Origin of the sequence: Vibrio ostreicida, assembly GCF_013074385.2 — a bacterium.
GTDB classification, from domain to species: domain Bacteria; phylum Pseudomonadota; class Gammaproteobacteria; order Enterobacterales; family Vibrionaceae; genus Vibrio; species Vibrio ostreicida.
On sequence record NZ_JABEYA020000027.1, the window covers coordinates 1 to 19,971 of the forward strand.

The window sequence follows — 19,971 nt, forward strand, 5'->3', positions numbered from 1 at the left end:
GTCGAGAGCTTGAGAAACGTGCATAAAAAAATCCGATAAACAGGGTCTATCGGATTTTTACATATTGGGAGGATCGTTCAATTGATCTGCCGATTAATGCCTTAACTGATCGGCATTAGCGTAATGCGCCCTTTTCAATTCGGTAGTACAAGCGGTTAGAACTTGTAGTCAATACCTGCATATAGAGTATTCATATCAATATCGAAACCATCAATATCCGCAGAAGACACTCGATAACCTGCACTTAGAAGCCAGCTATTGTTTAACGCATAACCCGCTTCTACACCGTAAGTAAAACCAGTGTCTGATGCCGAATCACTAACATTAGTAACCGTTGTCATTTCAGCATGATATGTACCTAAGCCTAAAGTACCTCCAACATAAAAGCCAGAATCTGCCACAAAATACTTAGGTTTTAAGTTTAGAGAAAATGCTGATATGTCGGTGTTTGCTACTTTTTTGCTTTGTACTGCGGAATAAGCTAGATCAAATTCGCCATAGTTCAGGTACTCACCTTCCACACCAACGACGAAAGACTCTGCAACTTGAAAGCTATAACCAACAGAAAATGCCACGTTAGTACTCGAAACTTCTTCAAGTGATGGACCAAACAGCGTTCCATCTAGATCAGTACTAATGATATCTGCACCTACGTACCAACCATTTTCAAGGTAACCACGCTGAGTGTCTAGATTTTCTGCACCCACAGCCTGTGTAGAGGCCACTGCGATAAGGGCCGCCAAATATTTCATCTTCATTATATTTCCTGTAGTCTGAACAACATCTTTTATGCTCGCGGGAAATATAAATTAAGAGAAGAACAAACTCAATGAATACTTTTGCCATTAAATAATCTGTAAATATTGATATCAAAAAGATAAAAGCGTTCGAAAAAACCAAGCATTAACTCATAACTTTGTTTTTTCTAATTTTTCCGCAAACGTAGGCTCAGCCACCCGTGGTGGCGTTAGCAAACCACCTGTTTAATTAACTGTCTAATCCAACGATTTTTCTCTTCATGCTCAAACGCTTTCAAATACAAGAGTTGGATATCAAAGTCTGCAACGTCGATAGGTGTCGGGGCTGTGCTTAATCCATAGTGATCGATGTCCATTTCAGCAAAGCGCTTGGGCACAATACAGAGTAACTTGCGGCCAACCAATAACCGTCGAACAGTAAGAAAGTTTCGCGAAGCAACGCCAACTCGACGCTGGAAGCCCAATTGAGCCAGTTGTCTATCTAGCCGACTCTCTAATCGACCATCAGGGCTAACCAAGGCATGCTCTATTTCCGCAAAAGCCAACAGCGTCAATTCACCTTTCACAATGACACTTTCAGGATCGAATAAACAAACATGCTGCTCTGTATAAAGTCGCTCAGAGATAAAACGCCGATTAGGGTAATCAATACTGCCAATCACTACATCAAGACGCTGTTTATCAACAACACTGATGTAATTGTCCCTGTTGACGTTAAAAAAGCTAACCTGAGCAAGAGGGGCATGATGTTTGACCATATCGTAAATAACGGGCGCAAATAACTGTTCGGCATAGTCAGTTAAACCAATATTCCAGACGCCGGAAAAAACCTTAGGATCAAACACATTCTTGCTAAGAAGATCATTTTTGATGCTGGCTAACAAGCTCGATACCAGTGGCGAAATATCGTGAGCCCTTTGTGTCGGCTCCATCTTACCCGAAACTCGGTCGAATAAAGGATCGTCAAACAAAGCCCTCATACGCTGCAGTGTATGGCTCATCGCAGACTGACTGACAAAACAACGCTGCGCAGCTCGGCTCACACTTCTCGTTGTATAAATAGCCTCAAAGGCCACCAGCAAATTCAAGTCAATGCTTTTCCAATTAAACTCACTCACATATATCCCATTTCATTCATACAATATATTAAATTTATTAATTTGAATCATTCTAATTCATTTCGTAGAGTATGCTCAATATTTGTTCTGAGAATCAACCCTTATGATATCTATCTTCAAAACCTTCTTTTGGCTTGGCTGGATAAGCTTTGGGGGCCCAGCCGCCCATATTGGTTACTTCCGCAACACCTTTGTCGAGAAGCTAGAATGGCTGGATGATGAAGAATACGCGCAGATTGTCGCGCTCAGTCAGTTTCTTCCTGGCCCAGGTTCGAGTCAGGTTGGCTTTGCATTGGGCTACAAAAGAGGTGGCCTTTTGGGGGCCTGTCTTGCTTTCTTAGGTTTTACATTACCCTCGGTCATGATCATGGTGGCACTTGCTATCCTAAGCAGCCAACTCACTGAAGCACCGTTATTTCAATACCTAGTACATGGACTAAAACTACTCGCGGTCGTGGTCGTCGCCGACGCCGCTTGGGGAATGTATAACAATTTTTGTAAACAGAGGCTATCCGCCTCAATATGCGTCCTCACAGCGGCCGCATTATTGATCTTCCCCAGTATAACAACACAAATATTCGTGCTCCTTGTCGCGGCACTAACCGGAGTCAAGTACCTTAGCTCCCCTCTCCCAGCAACATCCACACAATTCAAGCCTACAGCTCTACCCTTGGTTTTGTTTGTTGTCTTGATCCTTGGTCTGCCTTTTATTGCGGCACCATTCCCTGCGATAAGCTTATTCAACGATTTCTTCCAAGCCGGCAGTCTCGTCTTTGGCGGTGGGCATGTGGTACTCCCTCTTCTCCAAAATATCGTCGGTGACCAACTGAGCCCCGATACTTTCTTAACCGGTTATGCCGCAGCTCAGGCAGTGCCGGGCCCCATGTTCACCTTTGCGACATACATCGGTTATCAACTGATGCCTCAGGCGCCGATTGTCGGAGCGGTGATGGCTACCCTTGGTGTCTTTTTACCAGGGTTTCTTTTGTTGTTAGGCGTATTGAAAAATTGGCAATCACTCGCTGGCATACCAAAAGTGTCTGGAGCAATAAATGGTGTCAACGCCGCGGTTGTGGGGCTGTTAGTCGCCGCCCTGTATCAACCAGTATTCACCAGCGCGGTATCTCGTTCGCTGGATATCGCGTTCATCTTATTTGGCTTTTATTTACTGAAACAACACAAACTTCCCATCGTGTGGATGGTTGTTTTTTTTGCATTAGCTGGGGTGGCTAGGGGTTATTTAAGTTAATCTTCCTTCCCTGTCTTTTTACTCAGTAAAGGACAGGGAAAAACCCGACCTCTTTCTAGCTCAACGGTTTTTTCGCTCCGGTCACAAGTTATTCTTAACATCACTATGAATCCTTCCAACTTAAACTTACCCCATGCTAAGATTAACAATATGTTAACAAAAATAAATAATTTATAACTTTGCCAATAACATGGAGTTAGAAGATGATTCAGCCTAACGAGTTAAGCAAAACGAGTTGTGCTTTTCCACCACCAAATGAAATGATCCTTCGTTGGGCAACGGAGCGCCCAGACCACGTTTATCTAAAGCAGATCATTAATCGCCAGTTTGTTGAATTCACTTATGCTGAAGTCGCCGATAAAGCACTCAGACTTGCCACTGCATTGAAAGAACTAGGCCTAGAACCCGGTGATAAAGTCGCTCTTGTGTCAAAAAACTGTGCCGAATGGTTTATCTGCGATCTGGCGATGATGCTCGGGGATTTCATTAGTGTACCTATTTTTCCCACAGCCGTTGCTGACACAATCGAATATTGCATCACACACAGTGAAAGCAAAGCACTTATTGGGGGGAAACTTGATGACGCCTCCGCGACTCAACAAGTTCTCAAATCCATCCCAGATTTGATCAGTATCTCTCTCCCTTATCAATCTGCTCCTGACTGTCAGCACAGTTTTGATGAACTGATCGCTAAGTCAGAGCCCAGTACTGAGCGTCCGATACATCACGATGACAAACTGATGTCACTCGTGTATACCTCAGGGACATCCGGTTTACCGAAGGGAGCAATGCTCACTTATGGTGCCTTTAGCTGGTCGGTACAACAACTTATTAGCCATATTGGTATCCAGAAAAATGACCGTTTGTTCTCGTACTTACCTTTGGCGCACATTACTGAGCGAGTCTATATTTTTGGCTCATCCATCCAAGGGGGCGTCGAAACCGCTTTTCCAGAATCGTTAGATACCTTTATCGATGATGTAAAAATGCAACGTCCCACCCTATTTATCTCGGTACCACGTTTATGGACACTTTTTCAGCAGCGAATTCAAGACAAGCTCCCACAAAAGAAACTCAATATTTTACTGAATATTCCGTTTATCAATTCACTGATTAAGAAAAAACTCGCGGAAGGACTTGGCCTAAATAAGGCGCGCGTGCTTGGCTGTGGGTCAGCGCCAGTGTCGCCAGCTTTGCTCAATTGGTACCACAGTGTGGGTCTGAATATTACCGAAGCTTGGGGAATGACAGAATCATTTGCGTATAGCACCATCAATTACCCATTTCGTGCCGATAAAATAGGTTCAGTCGGTAATGCTGGACCAGGAATTGAGCTCAAGATTGCTCAAGATGAAGAGATCATGATCAGAGGTCAGGGTCTGTTCTCTGGCTACTACAAAAACGATATCGCCACGCAAGAATCATTTGATTCAGAAGGCTGGCTGCATACTGGTGATATTGGCGCCATCGATAGCGACGGCTACCTCACGATTCAGGGGCGAAAGAAAGATACTTTTAAAACGGCTAAAGGTAAGTTTGTTGCACCCGTGCCAATAGAGAAAAAACTGTTCGAATACAGTCGTGTTGAGATGATGTGCCTGATTGGATTGGGGCTACCAGCCCCGATTCTTCTGGTCGTACCCCATGACTTCCCTAACTTTGACCGTAAGCGCTATGAGCAAACCACCAAAAAAGTTATTGCGCGAATGAACCAGGAGCTTGAAAGCCATGAGCACATCAAAGGTGTACTCATGATCAAAGATTCTTGGAGTATTGAGAATGGTATCCTGACACCAACGCTGAAAATCAAACGTCATGTGCTTGAACAAAAGTATCATGATGTCGGCCAAAACTGGCCGAAAGACCAACTTGTTGTCTGGGAAGAGTAGATTCCCACAATATTTTCAACGTTTCAAAAGGAGGGCGGTGCTCTCCTTTTTGATTTTCAATATAAACATTATATGATGCTACTCAGCACAGAAAGGTAGGAAATAATATGGATGCAAGGTTGCATCATTTACCGGGGTTAAGATACTTTGAAGTTGCAGCCCGACTCAATAGCTATAGCCGAGCGGCGGAAGCCTTGTTTGTTAGCCAAGCAGCTGTTAGCCAAAAAATTCGGCAATTGGAAAATGGATTGGACTGTAAGCTGTTTGTCCGAGATGGGCGTGAAATGCGCTTGACGGAACAAGGAAAAGTCCTCTACAAACACACTTCACAAGGCTTTGAGCAAATTATTACGGGTTTAAACCAGATTCAGAGCGAGCCTTTAGAAGGTCTTTTGTGCGTCAGCTCTACACCATCTTTCGCCTCAAGGTGGTTACTTCCAAAACTGTGGAAATTCTCTATCGAGTACCCCAATATCCCAATTCGTATACTGACCAATTGTGATGCCCCCAATATCACACAAGGCGATGCCGATATCGCCATCTGGCAGGGTGAGCAATTGGAGACAGAAAATAGCCATAAACTTCATAAAGTATTTTTATTTGAAGAAAGTATTTATCCATTTTGTTCTCCACATTTGGCCAAGTCGATCAATTTAAATAAACCAGAGCAATTACTTGCTTGCTGGCTTATTCACTACCAGTCTGGAGGCTATCCGTGGGAGTCATGGTTTTCACAGGCCAATGTCACCATGAGTAAAAAGTCCGTCAGGTGGATGGAAGTGAGTACCTTTGACCATGCAATGAAGGCCGTAATGTCTGGCCATGGAGCCTGCTTAGCTTCCGATTCTCTTGCCAGCGACTATATTGAGAGAGGCTTGCTCGTCAAGCCATTTGATTTCGGCATGACACCAGGGATTCAATTTAATCTCTTTTTTCACAATGAGTCCCCTCGCACAAAACGTATTCAGGCTTTCGTGAACTGGTTGCAAGACGAGATCATTGAGCAGCAAACTCTCCCTGAATCGCTCTAGAGAGAATGCGTTCAACAATCCCTTCTCACTTCGTTCGTGATCACAACAAGTTAATCATCCCAGAATGGGCGTCCTGACTCATCTCTGGCTTGCTCTGCGTCTAAACCAATATCACGTAAAATATGAAGCGGTAGATCTTTTAACTGCCTCCGAGAGCGGTAATTGTGACGCCATTGAACTAGTTTAGATAAGATTTTCTGAAGCAAACTAAGCTCTTTACTTTTTGTACACGCCGAGGTACTTACTATGTTTTCCATCACCTTGCCTTGAATCTGCCAACATTACATCTAATAATTGAGCACTAAGTCGATTCTATCAAACGATAGAATTAAACCTTTAGTTAAGGATAACTTAAGTGAAAGAGCACCTTCCCCCTCTACAAGGCTTGTACTACTTTTATACTGCGGCTCAACTTGGCAGCTTTAAACAAGCAGCAGAACACCTATTTGTGACTGCTGCTGCGATCAGCCAGCAAATACGTCAGTTGGAACAATTTTTAGGTGTCGATTTGTTTGTCAGGCAACATAGAAAAGTGGTTCTGACATCGGACGGTGAAACCCTCTTCCAACAGGCTAGTAAAGGTTTTGCCCATATACAAGATGGGGTTCGCCAAATAAATTCTGATCCTAACCCAAATTTATTGTCTATTTCGACAATTCCTTCGTTTGCTCAGCATTGGTTGGTACCTAGAATTGGCCATTTCAGAGCTCTTTACCCCGATCAAGAAATGATGATTGAGCCCACCAGCAAACTCGTTGACTTTCAGCATTCAAATATGGATTTATGTATACGCTATGGCCCGGGGCGCTACCCAAAACTAGAATCAAGGCTTTTGCTCAAGGAACTTCTTTATCCGGTGTGTCATCCCATTTATCAGGAGAAACATAATATATATCAACTCAGTGATTTAGTCAGAGCCGATCTCATTGAAGACTGCTGGCCAGATCTTAACTGGAGCACCTGGCTCGGAAGCCTTGGTCATAAAGCGGCAAAACCCACGCTAAAATACAACGGCTCGCACTTTGTGTTGGAAGGTGCTCTTGCGGTTCAGGGCGTCGCATTGGCGAAGCATACGCTCGCCCAAAGGTACATTGAAGAAGGCAAGCTGGTTCGCATTGGCAACCTAGCTCAGAGAACAGACTACCACTACTTTTTGTGTGCACCGAATGCCTATTTTAAACGGAAAAAAATACGTCACTTTTGCGAATGGATTATTAAACAGGTCGAAGAAAGCCAGCAATTATATCAATTTGATTTAGACATCATTGATGCTCAAAGTCCAAGTTAACTCTACCCGTCTTTTTTCGTCTCCTTCCTTACTCCATATCACGACTGACCAATAACAAAAACCCCCTGAAGTTTTCACTTCAGGGGGTTTATCAGCCTATAAGACTAAGAAGAAGGTTACTTCTTAGCGTTACGCTCTTTAACTTCAGCAATCACTTGCTCAGCAACATTGGCTGGACATTGTGAGTAGTGGGCGAACTCCATAGAGAACTGACCACGGCCTGAAGTGATAGTACGTAGGTGACCGATGTAACCAAACATTTCTGATAGAGGAACGTCTGCTTTAATACGAACGCCTGTAGTACCCGCTTGTTGGTCTTTGATCATACCACGACGACGGTTAAGGTCACCGATAACGTCACCAACGTTGTCTTCTGGAGTGAACACGTCTACAGCCATGATTGGCTCAAGAAGTTGTGCACCAGCTTTTGGCATAGACTGACGGAATGCACCTTTCGCTGCAATTTCGTAAGCAATAGCTGAAGAGTCAACCGCGTGGAAACCACCGTCAAACAACTCAACTTCTACGTCTAACGTAGGGAAACCGGCAAGAACACCATTTTCCATCATGCCAGCGAAGCCTTTTTCTACTGCAGGCCAGAATTCTTTAGGTACGTTACCACCAACAACTGTTGACTTAAACGTGAAACCAGAATTTGGCTCACCTGGTTTGATACGGTAATCGATCTTACCGAACTGACCTGAACCACCAGACTGCTTCTTGTGCGTGTAGCTGTCTTCAACTTCAGCGGTGATAGTCTCACGGTAAGCAACCTGTGGTGCACCAACTTCAAGTTCAACACCGTAAGTACGCTTAAGAATATCTACCTTGATGTCTAGGTGAAGCTCACCCATCCCCTTCAGGATAGTTTCACCAGAATCTTCGTCAGTCTCTACCTGGAATGACGGATCTTCTGCGACCATTTTACCGATAGCAATACCCATCTTCTCAGAACCACCTTTGTCTTTAGGTGATACCGCGATAGAGATTACAGGTTCAGGGAAGATCATTGGCTCAAGAGTACATTCATGTTTAGGATCACATAGCGTGTGACCTGTTTGAACGTTCTTCATACCAACAACCGCGATGATATCACCCGCTTGAGCTTCAGTAAGCTCATTACGATCATCAGCCTGCATTTCAACCATACGGCCAATACGCTCAGTTTTGCCTGTAGCAGCATTGAGGATGGTATCACCCTTCTTCATGCGACCAGAGTAGATACGGATAAACGTCAGCGCACCGAAGCGGTCATCCATGATCTTAAATGCCAAAGCACGTAGCGGCTCATCTGCAGATACTGTAGCAACTTCACCCGTTGCTTCACCCGTGTCTTTATCAGTCAGAGGCTGAGGATCAACTTCAGTTGGTGCTGGTAGGTAATCAACCACAGCATCAAGAACAATTTGAACACCTTTGTTCTTAAACGCAGAACCACAGTATGTTGGGAAGAAAGCAAGGTCACGTGTCCCTTTACGGATACAACGCTTGATATCTTCGATAGAAGGCTCTTCACCTTCCATGTAAGCTTCCATTAGGTCATCGTCTTGCTCAACAGCCGTTTCGATTAGCTCTTCACGGTACTGTTCAACTTCGTCAACCATGTCTGCTGGTACGTCTTTGACTTCGAAGTTTTCAGGAAGACCAGTGTCATCCCATACATAAGCTTGACGGCTTAGCAAGTCTACAACACCAACGAAGTCGTCTTCACGACCGATGGGTAGAACCATAACGAGTGGGTTAGCACCCAGTACTTTTTTAACTTGATCAACAACGCTGAAGAAGTCTGCACCCATACGGTCAAGTTTGTTAACGAAGATCAGACGAGAAACTTCTGATTCGTTTGCATAGCGCCAGTTTGTTTCTGATTGAGGTTCAACACCACCAGAACCACAGAATACACCGATACCGCCATCAAGAACTTTAAGAGAACGGTATACTTCTACTGTGAAGTCAACGTGTCCAGGAGTATCGATAACGTTTAGACGGTGATCGTTCCAGAAACAGCTTACAGCAGCTGACTGAATTGTAATACCACGCTCAGCTTCCTGTTCCATAAAGTCAGTTGTAGATTCACCATCGTGAACCTCACCCGTTTTGTGGATCTGACCTGTTAGCTTAAGGATACGCTCAGTGGTAGTCGTTTTACCCGCATCAACGTGCGCGAAAATACCAATGTTTCTGTATTTCGATAAATCTGCCATTGTCTTACTCTGTTTATAAGGTATAAATTGCGCGCAGAGTATACCACAATCCACCAAGACTGATAGCTCTGCGTGCCTATGTGTTTAAAAAACTTTCTCCATCCAGATTTAAGAACTGGCTGAATTTTTTCGTCTACTCGACATATTAACTGGCTCCCTTAGTCCAAAAACAAGGCGCCAATACTTTTAGGAAAACTCTACGCGATTACCCTCGAGGGCAAAGCTCTGCCTGTGGGAAAAAGAACTCAATCTCACGCGCAGCCGATTCTGGACTATCAGAACCATGAACCGAGTTAAGGCGCATGCTTAACGCATAATCGGCACGAATTGTACCACAGGCCGCTTCTTCAGGATTTGTTTTACCCATCAGTTCACGATAGCGAGCTATTGCATTTTCACCCTCTAACACCTGAACCATAATAGGACCAGAAGTCATAAACTCTTTTAAAGAGGGAAAAAATGGTTTGCCTTCATGTTCAGCATAAAAGCCACTCGCCTGCTCTTCTGTTAGATGAAGCATCTTAGCCGCAATAATACTCAAGCCGGCTTTTTCAATACGTTGATAAATTTCACCGATAAGATTACGTTCAACCGCATCGGGTTTGACAATCGAGAAAGTTCTTTCTAAAGCCATAGGATATCCTTTATTTTCATATTTTCTTTAATGGGCGCGTAGCATACCCTGACAGTTTATTGGTTGGCTTGCTGAAGCAATAATCCGGCGATTGTTCGCACACCCACTCCCGTTGCACCGGCAGCCCATTGGTCATTGGCCGACTTACGATACGTTGCGGCGCAGTCTATATGCAACCAGCCAGTTTGATAATCATCAATAAAATGAGACAAAAAAGCCGCTGCTGTACTCGCACCTGGTGAATAATCACCACTACTGATGTTTGATAAGTCAGCAAAACTTGATGGCAACATATCACGATGGAATTCAGCTAAAGGAAGAGGCCATAAACCTTCGTTTTCTTGTTTAGCAGCGTTCAGTGCATGATGTGCAAGCTCATCATCAAAACTCATTAAAGCATGATAGTCATTACCCAATGCATTTTTTGCTGCGCCTGTTAGCGTCGCACAATCAATGATCAGCTGCGGGTTATGCTCACTAGCAAACATTAAGCCATCCGCCAATACCAAACGCCCTTCTGCGTCGGTATTAAGAATTTCTACCGTTTTGCCATTTTTGTAAGTAATGATGTCACCAAGCTTTAGCGCTCGGCCCGAAATCATATTCTCAGCACAACACAAAATCAGTTTTACGCGTTTGTTCAATCCACGCATGATGGCAAGCCCTAAACCACCAGCAATCGTTCCTGCACCGCCCATATCGGCTTTCATCGCGGCCATAAAACCTGAAGGTTTGATGCTATACCCACCTGAATCAAAGGTGATTCCTTTACCGACTAGGCATGCCCAAACCGGCGCATCTTCGTCACCAGTAGGATTGTAGTCTAACTGTAGCATCGCCGATGTGCGTTCTGAGCCTCGACCAACCGCATAAATCCCTTCCCAGCCTTCAGCCAGTAAATCTTTATCTTTGACAATACGTGCCTTGACCGTGCCTTCTTTTGCCACTGACTTTATAAACTCTGCGGCCATCGTCGCCAACTGTCTCGGCGCAACTTCCTCTGCAGGCTTGTTAATAATATCACGGGTGAAGTCGGTTGCCTTCACGCGAGCGGCCAATTCTGTTTGGCTCGATTCGTCTAAATCCGGTAAGGTAAGCGTATTTTTTTTCTTAGGGCCTCGGTAGCCTTGGTGAAACGCCCAGACTGTTTCCAAATCCCAACCCGCTCCCTCCAGTGATACAGAAAGTAAACCCTGAGAATCAAGTTTGCGAGCCGCACGCTGAATGGTAAGGGTGGACTCACCGTTGTTTAGGTGAATTATGGCGCTGCTTTCTGAAAATGAAAGGACCGCTTTATCGCCCCATTGAAGCGGGGCCGCCTCTTGGCTCAAATATACTGACATAACTGCCGACATGATATCTCCTTGTCTTATACTGCGCAAAACAAGCGCGCTAACTTAACCTCGGGATGTTAGCATTTTGTGGGGCTAAAATATCAATTCGATAAAAAACGGGCACTGAGGCCCGTCATTTTTAGTCAAATTTGTTAACTGAAAAGGTTTTTCTGAATGGCATTAATCCATTTCATCCATCCAGCATAATATGACGGCTTCCAGAATTTTTTCATTTGAGCGGTTCGGCTCATCATCAAATTCGTCTAAATCAGTAATCCATTGATGCAAATCCGTAAAACGGACATTTTTCGGATCAATATCCGGAAACTGTTCACAAAGTTCAATAGCAATATCTCTTGAGTCTGTCCATTTCATAATGATATTTCCTTTATAAATAACCGAAACTTAGTGATCTTCAGACGCATGATTGAGCGTATATTTAGGAATTTCCACCACAAGATCTTCATCGGTGATTCGAGCCTGACAACCGAGCCGAGACTCTGGTTCAAGCCCCCATGCTTTGTCTAACATATCATCCTCAAGCTCTTCACTTTCATCTAGTGAATCAAAGCCTTCACGAACAACAATATGACAGGTTGTGCACGCACACGACTTTTCACACGCGTGTTCGATGCCAATTCCATTTTTCAGTGCTACATCCAGCACAGTTTCGCCACTATTCGCTTCTAACACGGCCCCTTCCGGACACAAATCTTCATGGGGTAATACAATAATCTTAGGCATAACGTTTATCTCTTAAATATCATCTACCGATTGACCTGACAATGCAGCTCGAATCGATTTGTCCATACGGCGAGAAGCAAAATCTTGGCTCACCCTATCGGTATCTTTTATACTTTGCTCTATCGCGATTGCACTATCACCATTTCGGCATGCAATCAAAGCTTCAATGGCATGAAGCAACTGTTGTTTCTCTTCCTCAACAAGCAATTCATCACCATCTGCTTGCATCGCGGCAACCAAGCCTTCAATAACACGATCGGCTTCGACACGTTGTTCAGCTAAAGCTCGAGCGTTCATATCGTCTTTGGCATAGGTCATAGAGTCACGCAGCATATCGGCAACTTCATCATCGCTCAAACCATACGATGGCTTGACTTGGATCTCAGATTGTACGCCTGTACTCTTTTCCATCGCCGTCACAGAAAGGAGGCCATCTGCATCGACCTGATAGGTGACTCGGATGTGCGCGGCACCGGCTGACATAGCAGGGATACCCTTTAAGGAGAAACGCGCCAGAGAGCGACAATCATCAACCATTTCACGTTCACCTTGAACCACATGAACACTCATGGCTGTTTGACCGTCTTTAAACGTGGTGAATTCTTGAGCTCGGGCAACAGGGATAGTGGTATTGCGAGGAACAATCTTCTCAACCAAACCTCCCATGGTTTCAATCCCGAGAGACAAAGGAATCACATCTAAAAGTAGCATCTCAGAGTCAGGTTTGTTCCCCACTAAAATATCGGCCTGAATGCCAGCACCAATCGCAACAACTTCATCGGGGTTAATGCTCGTCAGGGGCGGACATTCAAAGAAATCACCGACCATTTCGCGAACCAGTAAAGTCCGAGTTGAACCGCCAACCATGACGACATCTTGAACTTCACCAAGTGCAACCTCTGAATCTTTCAAGGCACGTCGGCAAGCCATAAGCGTTTTTTTCACTAGCGGACGAATTAATGATTCAAATTCATCACGTGTCACCTCACCAGCCCACCCCAGCACATCGACCTCAACAAGATCTTGGCTAGAAAAGGCGACTTTGGTTTCAGTGGCCACATTGAGTAACGTACGGTGTTGGTGTGCTGTCAATTCTGACTTAATTCCGGCTTTCTCTAGCAAATAGTCCGCTAAAAGGTGGTCAAAATCATCACCTCCTAGCGCGGAGTCTCCACCTGTTGCTAATACTTCGAATACCCCTTTTGACAAACGCAAAATAGAGACATCAAAAGTACCACCACCAAGGTCATAAACCGCAATAATACCTTCTTGTCCTGAATCTAAACCATACGCGATAGCCGCAGCGGTTGGCTCATTCAATAGACGCAGCACGTGCAAACCAGCAAGCTTAGCAGCATCTTTAGTGCCTGCTCTTTGCGCGTCATCAAAATACGCGGGCACCGTGATAACAACACCAGCGAGTTCACCGCCTAGCGTCTCTGCGGCTCGTTGCCCCAAAGACTTTAGAATATCAGCAGAAACCTCAACTGGGTTCTTATCGCCCAGCGCCGTTTGCATAACAGGCAAACCATTTTCGCTTTGTTTAAACTGATAGGGGAGACTAGGATAACGAGCTTGAATATCCAGTAAAGAACGTCCAATCAGACGCTTGGCCGAAATGATGGTATTAACTGGGTCAATTTCTGCTTTGTCTTTTGCACTTTGCCCCACTTCAGGCCATTTACTTGCGTAATTGACGACAGACGGAAGAATACTTTCCCCTAGATTGTCGGTCAGAGTCGCAGCATTACCACTGCGAACCGCGGCAACCAAAGAGTTGGTTGTCCCTAAATCAATACCTGCTGCCAGCTTGTGCTCGTGAGGTGCCGAGCTCTGACCCGGTTCTGCAATTTGAAGTAGTGCCATGGATGGTCCTTGTTTTTCGCTAGCCGAGGAGTTTATCTTCCACTAGTTCGATTTCATTTTTTAATTTGGCAATAAATTTGAGCTTACGCACACCGTCAGCAGCTTGCTGCCATGCACTATCATCGAGTTGTTTCTCGGTTAACATCAACTGCTCGTTGAACATTTCACTGACCTTATCCTCAAAAATGAACAAAGCATCTTCGGGGTTTGAACTGCCTGAAATTTCTTCTAATTCTTCACGCAGTTCCATCTGTGCCATTAAAAAGACAGGGTCTTGCATCGTTTGCTGCTCATCACGAATGTCGATCTCTTTTTCAGCAAGTATGTATTCCGCGCGAGAAATCGGGTTTTTGAGCACTTGATAGGCATCATTAATTTGCGAGGCCTTTTGAACTGCTAGCAAGCGATCGCGTTCTGAAGCAGACGCAAATTTATCGGGGTGAAACTGCTTTTGAAGTTCACGGAATTGTGACGAAAGAAGGCTACCATCCAGCTGAAACTGACTTGGTAGCCCAAATAACTCAAAGTAATTCATGGAGAATGATGCTCCGGACAATGGGCCTGTGGGTAGTCACAGGCTATATCAATTAAACGTTGAAGCTTTCACCACAACCACATTCACTTTTCGCATTCGGGTTATTGAATTCAAACCCTTCATTCAAGCCTTCTTTGACATAGTCCAACTCGGTACCTTCGAGATAAACAAGGCTCTTAGGATCAATGATAACTTTGACCCCTGAATGCTCAAATACAGAGTCTTCTTCATTTAACTCATCAACAAATTCTAGTACGTAAGCCATTCCAGAACAGCCCGTCGTTTTCACACCCAAACGTAACCCGATACCTTTACCTCGGCTTTCAAGGAATGTTCTAACGCGACTTGCCGCGGTTTCTGTCATAGTGATCGACATACTGCACCTTAATTAGTTGTTATTCAGCCATATGGGAGAACTGGTCTCCCATAATAGACGGACTTTTACTGATGTTTCTTCTTGTAATCTGCGACCGCTGCTTTAATGGCATCTTCGGCAAGAATAGAGCAATGCACTTTGACTGGTGGCAGCTCTAGTTCTTCTGCAATTTCCGCATTTTTGATTTCAGCGGCTTCATCGACGCTTTTACCTTTGACCCATTCAGTGACCAAGGAGCTAGAAGCAATAGCGCTACCACATCCATAGGTTTTAAACTTCGCATCTTCAATAATCCCTTCAGGGCTTACTTTAATTTGAAGCTTCATTACATCACCACAAGCAGGTGCACCGACCATGCCACTACCGATTGCCGGATCTTCTTTATCAAATGAACCAACGTTACGTGGGTTTTCGTAGTGATCAATTACTTTTTCGCTATACGCCATGATATTTACCTCGAATCCTCTAGTTCTATCCTTGGAATGATTAATGCCAGATTAGTGGTGTGCCCACTCAACCGTGCTTAAATCAATCCCTTCTTTGTACATATCCCATAGAGGAGACATGTCTCGCAGTTTTATCACTGCTGTACGAATTTGTTCAATTGCGTAGTCTATTTCTGCTTCTGTCGTGAAACGGCCGAAGGAGAAACGAACGGAGCTGTGTGCCAATTCATCATTGAGACCCAAGGCTCGCAGTACATAGGACGGTTCTAAACTGGCAGAAGTACAAGCACTACCTGATGAAACCGCTAAATCTTTTAGCGACATCAAAAGGGACTCACCTTCAACAAAGGCAAAACTGATGTTGAGGTTATGTGGTACACGCTGCTCTAAATCGCCGTTAACCGTCACAGCCTCTAGATCTTTAACACCATCCAGAAGGCGGTTACGCAGTGCCAAAGCGTGGTCAAAATCTTTCTTAAGATCTTCTTTGGCAACACTGAATGCTTCACCCATACCAACAATTTGGTGGGTAGGGAGCGTCCCAGATCGGAAGCCACGTTCATGGCCACCACCGTGCATCTGAGCTTCAAGGCGAATACGAGGTTTACGTCGAACGTACAGTGCCCCGATTCCTTTTGGTCCATAAGCTTTATGAGCAGACATTGAAATAAGGTCGACTTTCATCTCTTGAACGTCGACAGGTACTTTTCCAACTGACTGCGCCGCATCAACATGGAATACAATCTTGCGTTCACGACACAATTCGCCAATCGACGCGATATCTTGAATCACACCAATTTCATTATTTACGTGCATAATAGACACTAATACAGTGTCCTCACGCATCGCAGCCTCTAGCTTTTTGATATCAATAATACCGTTAGATTCTGGGTCCAGATAAGTGACATCAAAACCTTCACGCTCTAACTGACGACAAGGATCTAAGACCGCCTTGTGCTCAGTTTTGCAGGTAATAACATGTTTACCCTTCTTCGAATAAAAATGCGCAGCACCTTTAATCGCCAGATTATCAGACTCTGTCGCGCCAGAAGTAAAAACAATTTCGCGAGGATCTGCATTCAGCAGATCTGCAATTTGTTCTCTAGCAGTATCAACTGCTTCTTCTGCCTGCCAACCGTATCGGTGTGATCGTGATGCTGGATTGCCAAACGTACCATCCATTGTCATGTACTGAACCATTTTGTCAGCGACACGAGGATCAACAGGACACGTCGCTGAATAATCTAGATAAATAGGCAGTTTCATTTTCTACTCCAATGTAACAGGAAAACCGCTTAAGAGCGGAAATTTACACCGATGGGCGCGGCGTTAGAATTCTTTTTAGCAAACCCATGATTGACGGCAAGATCTTGTCGATCTGAAACCTCCAGCACTTCGTTATCTTTCATCAGCTCACCGAGCGTGATGTTATTTAAAAAATCGCTGATACGTGTGCTCAAATCGTGCCAAAGGGTATGTGTTAGACAACGAGTTCCCCCCTGACAATCCCCTCTTCCATTGCACTTGGTCGCGTCAACAGATTCATCAACTGCCGCGATAACAGTGCCAATCGCAATAGTATTTGCCTCAGCACCAAGACGATACCCGCCGCCAGGGCCACGGACGCTCGCAACTAAACCAGCTTTGCGCAATTTAGAAAACAACTGCTCTAAGTAAGAGAGGGAAATTCCCTGGCGTTCTGAAATATCCGCCAGTGGAACAGGATTTTGTTGTGAATGCAGAGCCACATCTAACATGGCTGTCACTGCGTATCTTCCTTTAGATGTAAGTCTCATATAACACCATATCCACATCGTTTATGTGGGGGAATTTTTTCATACCCGACTATTTTAGTCAAGTATTTAATTGACTATTTTACTCAGGTATTCATCCTTACTTAAACAAAGGATATATCATTAGATGATTTTTTTCTCAATAGAGGTCAAGATACCTCGTAATACGTTAAGCTCCTGAGCTTCAGGCCGCGCTCGATTGAACAGACGACGCAGCTTGTTCATTACTTTCCCTGGGTTATCTTCACTAAGAAATTCCGTCTTTTGGGCCACTAATTCAAGGTGCTCAAAGAACATTTCTAGCTCTTTATGTCTGGGGTATTCTTGCTCTTGCACCGCAGGATATTGCCCCTTCTCTTTTTCTAGGTAAGCCATTCTTACTTCGTAACTCAAGGTCTGAACGGCCATAGCCAAATTCAATGAACTGTATTCGGGGTTGGCAGGAATACTGACGTGATAGTGGCACGTCTGTAACTCTTCATTCGTTAAACCAGTACGCTCCCGACCAAACACTAAGGCAACAGAAGCAGAGGCGCTTTGCCGGATCAATTTAATACCGCACTCTCTTGGCTCTAGCATTGGCCATTCAAGTGTGCGAGAGCGAGCACTCGATCCCATCACCAAACTGCAATCGGCGACAGCGTCGTTAAGTGTATTAACCACCACAGCTCCTTCAACGATGTCTGCTGCACCCGAAGATAAAGCGAAGGTTTGCTCATCAATTTGACATTGAGGATCAACCAAGACTAAATTTGACAACCCCATGACTTTCATTGCTCGTGCAGCTGAGCCAATATTTCCAGAATGAGAGGTTCCAACGAGAACAACTTTGACATTGTTTAGCATGGTGATTTCCAAGAGGTAATTTCAAACTGCGCGATATTAACATAGACAAGGATAAAATGGTCAGGGCCTTTGATGAATTCCCATTAAAAGTGTAAAAAATCATCACTTCCATTTGGAGATTAATCTGATATACTTCCCGCCGTTTTTTATGTTCTTTAACATCCGCTGGGAAATTAGTATGCATCCAATGCTTAACATTGCTATTCGTGCCGCACGAAAAGCAGGCAACCATATAGCTAAATCTTTAGAAAATACTGACAAGATTGAATCCATTCAAAAAGGCGTAAACGACTTTGTTACTAACGTAGACAAAGAAGCAGAAGCGATCATCATTGATACCATAAAAGCTTCTTATCCAGAACACACTGTTATTGGTGAAGAATCTGGGATGATGGAAGGTAAAGACAATGATGTGCAATGGATCATCGACCCACTGGATGGTACTACAAACTTTGTGAAAGGTTTCCCGCACCTCTCTGTTTCCATTGCTGTACGTATAAAAGGAAAAACCGAAGTCGCTTGTGTATATGACCCACTGCTCAACGAACTATTTACCGCTCAGCGTGGCTCAGGCGCTCAACTCAATAATGCACGTATCCGCGTAAAACCAATAAAAGATCTGCAAGGTGCAGTATTAGCCACTGGCTTCCCATTCAAGCAGAAGCAACACTCAGAGTCTTACATGAAAATCATGTCAGCACTGTTTATTGACTGTGCTGACTTCCGCCGTACAGGCTCGGCGGCACTTGATCTATGCTACTTGGCCGCAGGTCGCGTAGATGGTTTCTTTGAACTTGGTTTAAAGCCTTGGGATATCGCAGCAGGTGAATTGATTGCCCGTGAAGCAGGCGCGATCGTAACAGATTTTTCTGGCGGCACAGATTACATCAAATCTGGAAATGTCGTCGCAGCAAGCGCTCGCGGTGTAAAAGGCATCCTCAAACATATTCGCGAAAATGGCAATGATGCGATTTTGAAATAAACCATAATCGGTAGCTAGCCCACTTCATGTGGGCTTTTTTACACCCAAATAAAATAGATCTATCAGTAAAAGCTCTCTCACTAGAGCGCGCATGTCCCCCGATCCGACTCCTTTCACCAACAACCTAAGATCCCCTTTTAGGAGAACCACTCTGTGTCAGGCAGCAGCTTTCATAGAACACGTGATCTTTTTAAGTCGAACGCGGTAATTGGAGCGTATTTGAATATGTCACGATTATTAGCCTGAGTTGATATTGCTGCCTACCATAAGAGCTGGACAACAAGCCATTTTTCCCACATAACCCTCTCTAAGAGGTCCTTTCGAACAACATAGAAAAACCATACATAGTTCAGGCACAACGTTTTTGACCTATTTTCTGACAGCGACATCCACTGTGCTAACGTCAAGGTCATCATTGCTGTCCATATAGTGGTTGAGTACTGAATGATTAATAAGCCAAATAGCGACAGCTAAAGTCGCTCTAGGCAAGAGATAAGCTTATTCTGTGCCGCGTACAAAGACTGATAAAGATGAGAACACAGGCTTCTAAAATCTTATTTATACTGTGATAACTCACAGAAAAACCTAGGTTTACCGATGACTAGATATGTAAAAGCCCCAGTCTTTCGACTGAGGCTTTTGAAGATGGCAGGGGTGGAGAGATTCGAACTCCCAACACGCGGATTTGGAATCCGCTGCTCTGCCAATTGGAGCTACACCCCTATTTTCGTATTTAAAGAGTCGACACTCGAAATAAATGGCGGAGTGGACGGGACTCGAACCCGCGACCCCCGGCGTGACAGGCCGGTATTCTAACCAACTGAACTACCACTCCGCAGTGGCAACTTGCTAAGCAAGCGTCCATCTGTTTTCAGGTC

20 protein-coding genes and 2 tRNA genes are annotated in these 19,971 nt (G+C 44.5%); 5 read left to right on the forward strand and 17 right to left on the reverse strand.

All coding sequences use genetic code 11. From position 1 onward, the window contains the following. Nucleotides 1–155: 155 nt before the first annotated feature. Both HLM86_RS19820 and HLM86_RS19825 read right to left on the reverse strand, forming a co-directional pair. Nucleotides 156–758 (reverse strand): porin family protein, encoded by a 603-nt coding sequence (locus HLM86_RS19820; RefSeq protein WP_170883811.1) that lies wholly within the window; start codon nucleotides 756–758, stop codon nucleotides 156–158. A gap of 209 nt (nucleotides 759–967) precedes the next feature. Continuing rightward, entirely contained in the window at nucleotides 968–1,876 is a 909-nt protein-coding gene (locus HLM86_RS19825) for a LysR family transcriptional regulator (RefSeq protein WP_076585906.1), read from the reverse strand. Between the two features lie 103 nt (nucleotides 1,877–1,979). Between HLM86_RS19825 and chrA the strand changes: the two genes are divergently transcribed. From chrA to HLM86_RS19840, 3 genes are all read left to right on the forward strand, one after another. Further along, on the forward strand, nucleotides 1,980–3,125 hold the full coding sequence (chrA, locus tag HLM86_RS19830; protein WP_170883810.1) for a chromate efflux transporter: 1,146 nt from the start codon (nucleotides 1,980–1,982) through the stop codon (nucleotides 3,123–3,125). 203 nt (nucleotides 3,126–3,328) lie between these two features. Then, complete coding sequence (locus HLM86_RS19835; protein WP_076585910.1) at nucleotides 3,329–5,014, forward strand: AMP-binding protein; 1,686 nt, start codon at nucleotides 3,329–3,331, stop codon at nucleotides 5,012–5,014. Between the two features lie 107 nt (nucleotides 5,015–5,121). Continuing rightward, nucleotides 5,122–6,045 carry a LysR substrate-binding domain-containing protein gene (locus tag HLM86_RS19840; RefSeq protein WP_076585912.1) on the forward strand — a complete coding sequence of 308 codons (924 nt, stop codon included), beginning with the start codon at nucleotides 5,122–5,124 and terminating at the stop codon, nucleotides 6,043–6,045. 50 nt (nucleotides 6,046–6,095) lie between these two features. On the opposite strand, the gene HLM86_RS19845 is transcribed toward HLM86_RS19840, so the two are convergent. Continuing rightward, complete coding sequence (locus HLM86_RS19845) at nucleotides 6,096–6,302, reverse strand: DUF1127 domain-containing protein (RefSeq protein ID WP_076585914.1); 207 nt, start codon at nucleotides 6,300–6,302, stop codon at nucleotides 6,096–6,098. 98 nt (nucleotides 6,303–6,400) lie between these two features. Here HLM86_RS19845 and HLM86_RS19850 point away from each other — a divergent pair, with 98 nt between their 5' ends. Continuing rightward, entirely contained in the window at nucleotides 6,401–7,333 is a 933-nt protein-coding gene (locus HLM86_RS19850) for a LysR substrate-binding domain-containing protein (protein ID WP_076585916.1), read from the forward strand. 116 nt (nucleotides 7,334–7,449) lie between these two features. On the opposite strand, the gene fusA is transcribed toward HLM86_RS19850, so the two are convergent. The 12 genes from fusA to trmJ form a co-directional block, all read right to left on the reverse strand. Further along, a complete protein-coding gene (fusA, locus tag HLM86_RS19855; RefSeq protein ID WP_076585918.1) occupies nucleotides 7,450–9,537 on the reverse strand; it encodes an elongation factor G in 2,088 nt (695 codons plus the stop codon). Between the two features lie 205 nt (nucleotides 9,538–9,742). Continuing rightward, nucleotides 9,743–10,171: a nucleoside-diphosphate kinase gene (ndk, locus tag HLM86_RS19860; protein WP_076585920.1), complete on the reverse strand. Its 429-nt coding sequence runs from the start codon at nucleotides 10,169–10,171 to the stop codon at nucleotides 9,743–9,745. A gap of 56 nt (nucleotides 10,172–10,227) precedes the next feature. Continuing rightward, the gene (gene pepB / locus HLM86_RS19865) at nucleotides 10,228–11,526 is read right to left on the reverse strand and encodes an aminopeptidase PepB (RefSeq protein WP_076585922.1); all 1,299 of its coding nucleotides are present in this window, start codon (nucleotides 11,524–11,526) and stop codon (nucleotides 10,228–10,230) included. Between the two features lie 159 nt (nucleotides 11,527–11,685). Continuing rightward, nucleotides 11,686–11,880, reverse strand: coding sequence for a Fe-S cluster assembly protein IscX (iscX, locus tag HLM86_RS19870; protein WP_076585924.1), 195 nt, complete (start codon nucleotides 11,878–11,880; stop codon nucleotides 11,686–11,688). A 30-nt stretch (nucleotides 11,881–11,910) separates the two neighbouring features. Next, complete coding sequence (gene fdx, locus HLM86_RS19875; RefSeq protein WP_076585926.1) at nucleotides 11,911–12,249, reverse strand: ISC system 2Fe-2S type ferredoxin; 339 nt, start codon at nucleotides 12,247–12,249, stop codon at nucleotides 11,911–11,913. A gap of 12 nt (nucleotides 12,250–12,261) precedes the next feature. Continuing rightward, complete coding sequence (gene hscA / locus HLM86_RS19880; protein WP_170883809.1) at nucleotides 12,262–14,115, reverse strand: Fe-S protein assembly chaperone HscA; 1,854 nt, start codon at nucleotides 14,113–14,115, stop codon at nucleotides 12,262–12,264. A 19-nt stretch (nucleotides 14,116–14,134) separates the two neighbouring features. Further along, a complete protein-coding gene (hscB, locus tag HLM86_RS19885) occupies nucleotides 14,135–14,650 on the reverse strand; it encodes a co-chaperone HscB (RefSeq protein ID WP_076585930.1) in 516 nt (171 codons plus the stop codon). A 52-nt stretch (nucleotides 14,651–14,702) separates the two neighbouring features. Then, complete coding sequence (iscA, locus tag HLM86_RS19890; protein ID WP_076585932.1) at nucleotides 14,703–15,026, reverse strand: iron-sulfur cluster assembly protein IscA; 324 nt, start codon at nucleotides 15,024–15,026, stop codon at nucleotides 14,703–14,705. 65 nt (nucleotides 15,027–15,091) lie between these two features. Continuing rightward, a complete protein-coding gene (iscU, locus tag HLM86_RS19895; RefSeq protein WP_076585934.1) occupies nucleotides 15,092–15,472 on the reverse strand; it encodes a Fe-S cluster assembly scaffold IscU in 381 nt (126 codons plus the stop codon). A gap of 51 nt (nucleotides 15,473–15,523) precedes the next feature. Then, nucleotides 15,524–16,738, reverse strand: coding sequence for an IscS subfamily cysteine desulfurase (locus HLM86_RS19900; RefSeq protein WP_076585936.1), 1,215 nt, complete (start codon nucleotides 16,736–16,738; stop codon nucleotides 15,524–15,526). A 29-nt stretch (nucleotides 16,739–16,767) separates the two neighbouring features. Continuing rightward, complete coding sequence (gene iscR / locus HLM86_RS19905) at nucleotides 16,768–17,268, reverse strand: Fe-S cluster assembly transcriptional regulator IscR (RefSeq protein WP_076585938.1); 501 nt, start codon at nucleotides 17,266–17,268, stop codon at nucleotides 16,768–16,770. 120 nt (nucleotides 17,269–17,388) lie between these two features. Then, a complete protein-coding gene (trmJ, locus tag HLM86_RS19910) occupies nucleotides 17,389–18,111 on the reverse strand; it encodes a tRNA (cytosine(32)/uridine(32)-2'-O)-methyltransferase TrmJ (RefSeq protein WP_170883808.1) in 723 nt (240 codons plus the stop codon). 178 nt (nucleotides 18,112–18,289) lie between these two features. Here trmJ and suhB point away from each other — a divergent pair, with 178 nt between their 5' ends. Next, nucleotides 18,290–19,093: an inositol-1-monophosphatase gene (suhB, locus tag HLM86_RS19915; protein ID WP_076585942.1), complete on the forward strand. Its 804-nt coding sequence runs from the start codon at nucleotides 18,290–18,292 to the stop codon at nucleotides 19,091–19,093. Nucleotides 19,094–19,739: 646 nt separating this feature from the next. Here the strand turns inward: suhB and HLM86_RS19920 are convergent. After that, nucleotides 19,740–19,816, reverse strand: a tRNA-Trp gene (locus HLM86_RS19920). A 35-nt stretch (nucleotides 19,817–19,851) separates the two neighbouring features. Further along, a tRNA-Asp gene (locus tag HLM86_RS19925) sits at nucleotides 19,852–19,928 on the reverse strand. Between the last annotated feature and the right edge of the window lie 43 nt (nucleotides 19,929–19,971).

Coding starts and splice junctions, on each gene's coding strand:
- HLM86_RS19845 (WP_076585914.1), bottom strand. CDS start 6,302: ATGGAAAACATAGTAAGTACCTCGGCGTGTACAAAAAGTAAAGAGCTT.
- suhB (WP_076585942.1), top strand. CDS start 18,290: ATGCATCCAATGCTTAACATTGCTATTCGTGCCGCACGAAAAGCAGGC.
- iscU (WP_076585934.1), bottom strand. CDS start 15,472: ATGGCGTATAGCGAAAAAGTAATTGATCACTACGAAAACCCACGTAAC.
- iscX (WP_076585924.1), bottom strand. CDS start 11,880: ATGAAATGGACAGACTCAAGAGATATTGCTATTGAACTTTGTGAACAG.
- iscA (WP_076585932.1), bottom strand. CDS start 15,026: ATGTCGATCACTATGACAGAAACCGCGGCAAGTCGCGTTAGAACATTC.
- hscA (WP_170883809.1), bottom strand. CDS start 14,115: ATGGCACTACTTCAAATTGCAGAACCGGGTCAGAGCTCGGCACCTCAC.
- ndk (WP_076585920.1), bottom strand. CDS start 10,171: ATGGCTTTAGAAAGAACTTTCTCGATTGTCAAACCCGATGCGGTTGAA.
- iscR (WP_076585938.1), bottom strand. CDS start 17,268: ATGAGACTTACATCTAAAGGAAGATACGCAGTGACAGCCATGTTAGAT.
- pepB (WP_076585922.1), bottom strand. CDS start 11,526: ATGTCGGCAGTTATGTCAGTATATTTGAGCCAAGAGGCGGCCCCGCTT.
- fusA (WP_076585918.1), bottom strand. CDS start 9,537: ATGGCAGATTTATCGAAATACAGAAACATTGGTATTTTCGCGCACGTT.
- HLM86_RS19820 (WP_170883811.1), bottom strand. CDS start 758: ATGAAGATGAAATATTTGGCGGCCCTTATCGCAGTGGCCTCTACACAG.
- chrA (WP_170883810.1), top strand. CDS start 1,980: ATGATATCTATCTTCAAAACCTTCTTTTGGCTTGGCTGGATAAGCTTT.
- hscB (WP_076585930.1), bottom strand. CDS start 14,650: ATGAATTACTTTGAGTTATTTGGGCTACCAAGTCAGTTTCAGCTGGAT.
- HLM86_RS19900 (WP_076585936.1), bottom strand. CDS start 16,738: ATGAAACTGCCTATTTATCTAGATTATTCAGCGACGTGTCCTGTTGAT.
- fdx (WP_076585926.1), bottom strand. CDS start 12,249: ATGCCTAAGATTATTGTATTACCCCATGAAGATTTGTGTCCGGAAGGG.
- trmJ (WP_170883808.1), bottom strand. CDS start 18,111: ATGCTAAACAATGTCAAAGTTGTTCTCGTTGGAACCTCTCATTCTGGA.
- HLM86_RS19840 (WP_076585912.1), top strand. CDS start 5,122: ATGGATGCAAGGTTGCATCATTTACCGGGGTTAAGATACTTTGAAGTT.
- HLM86_RS19835 (WP_076585910.1), top strand. CDS start 3,329: ATGATTCAGCCTAACGAGTTAAGCAAAACGAGTTGTGCTTTTCCACCA.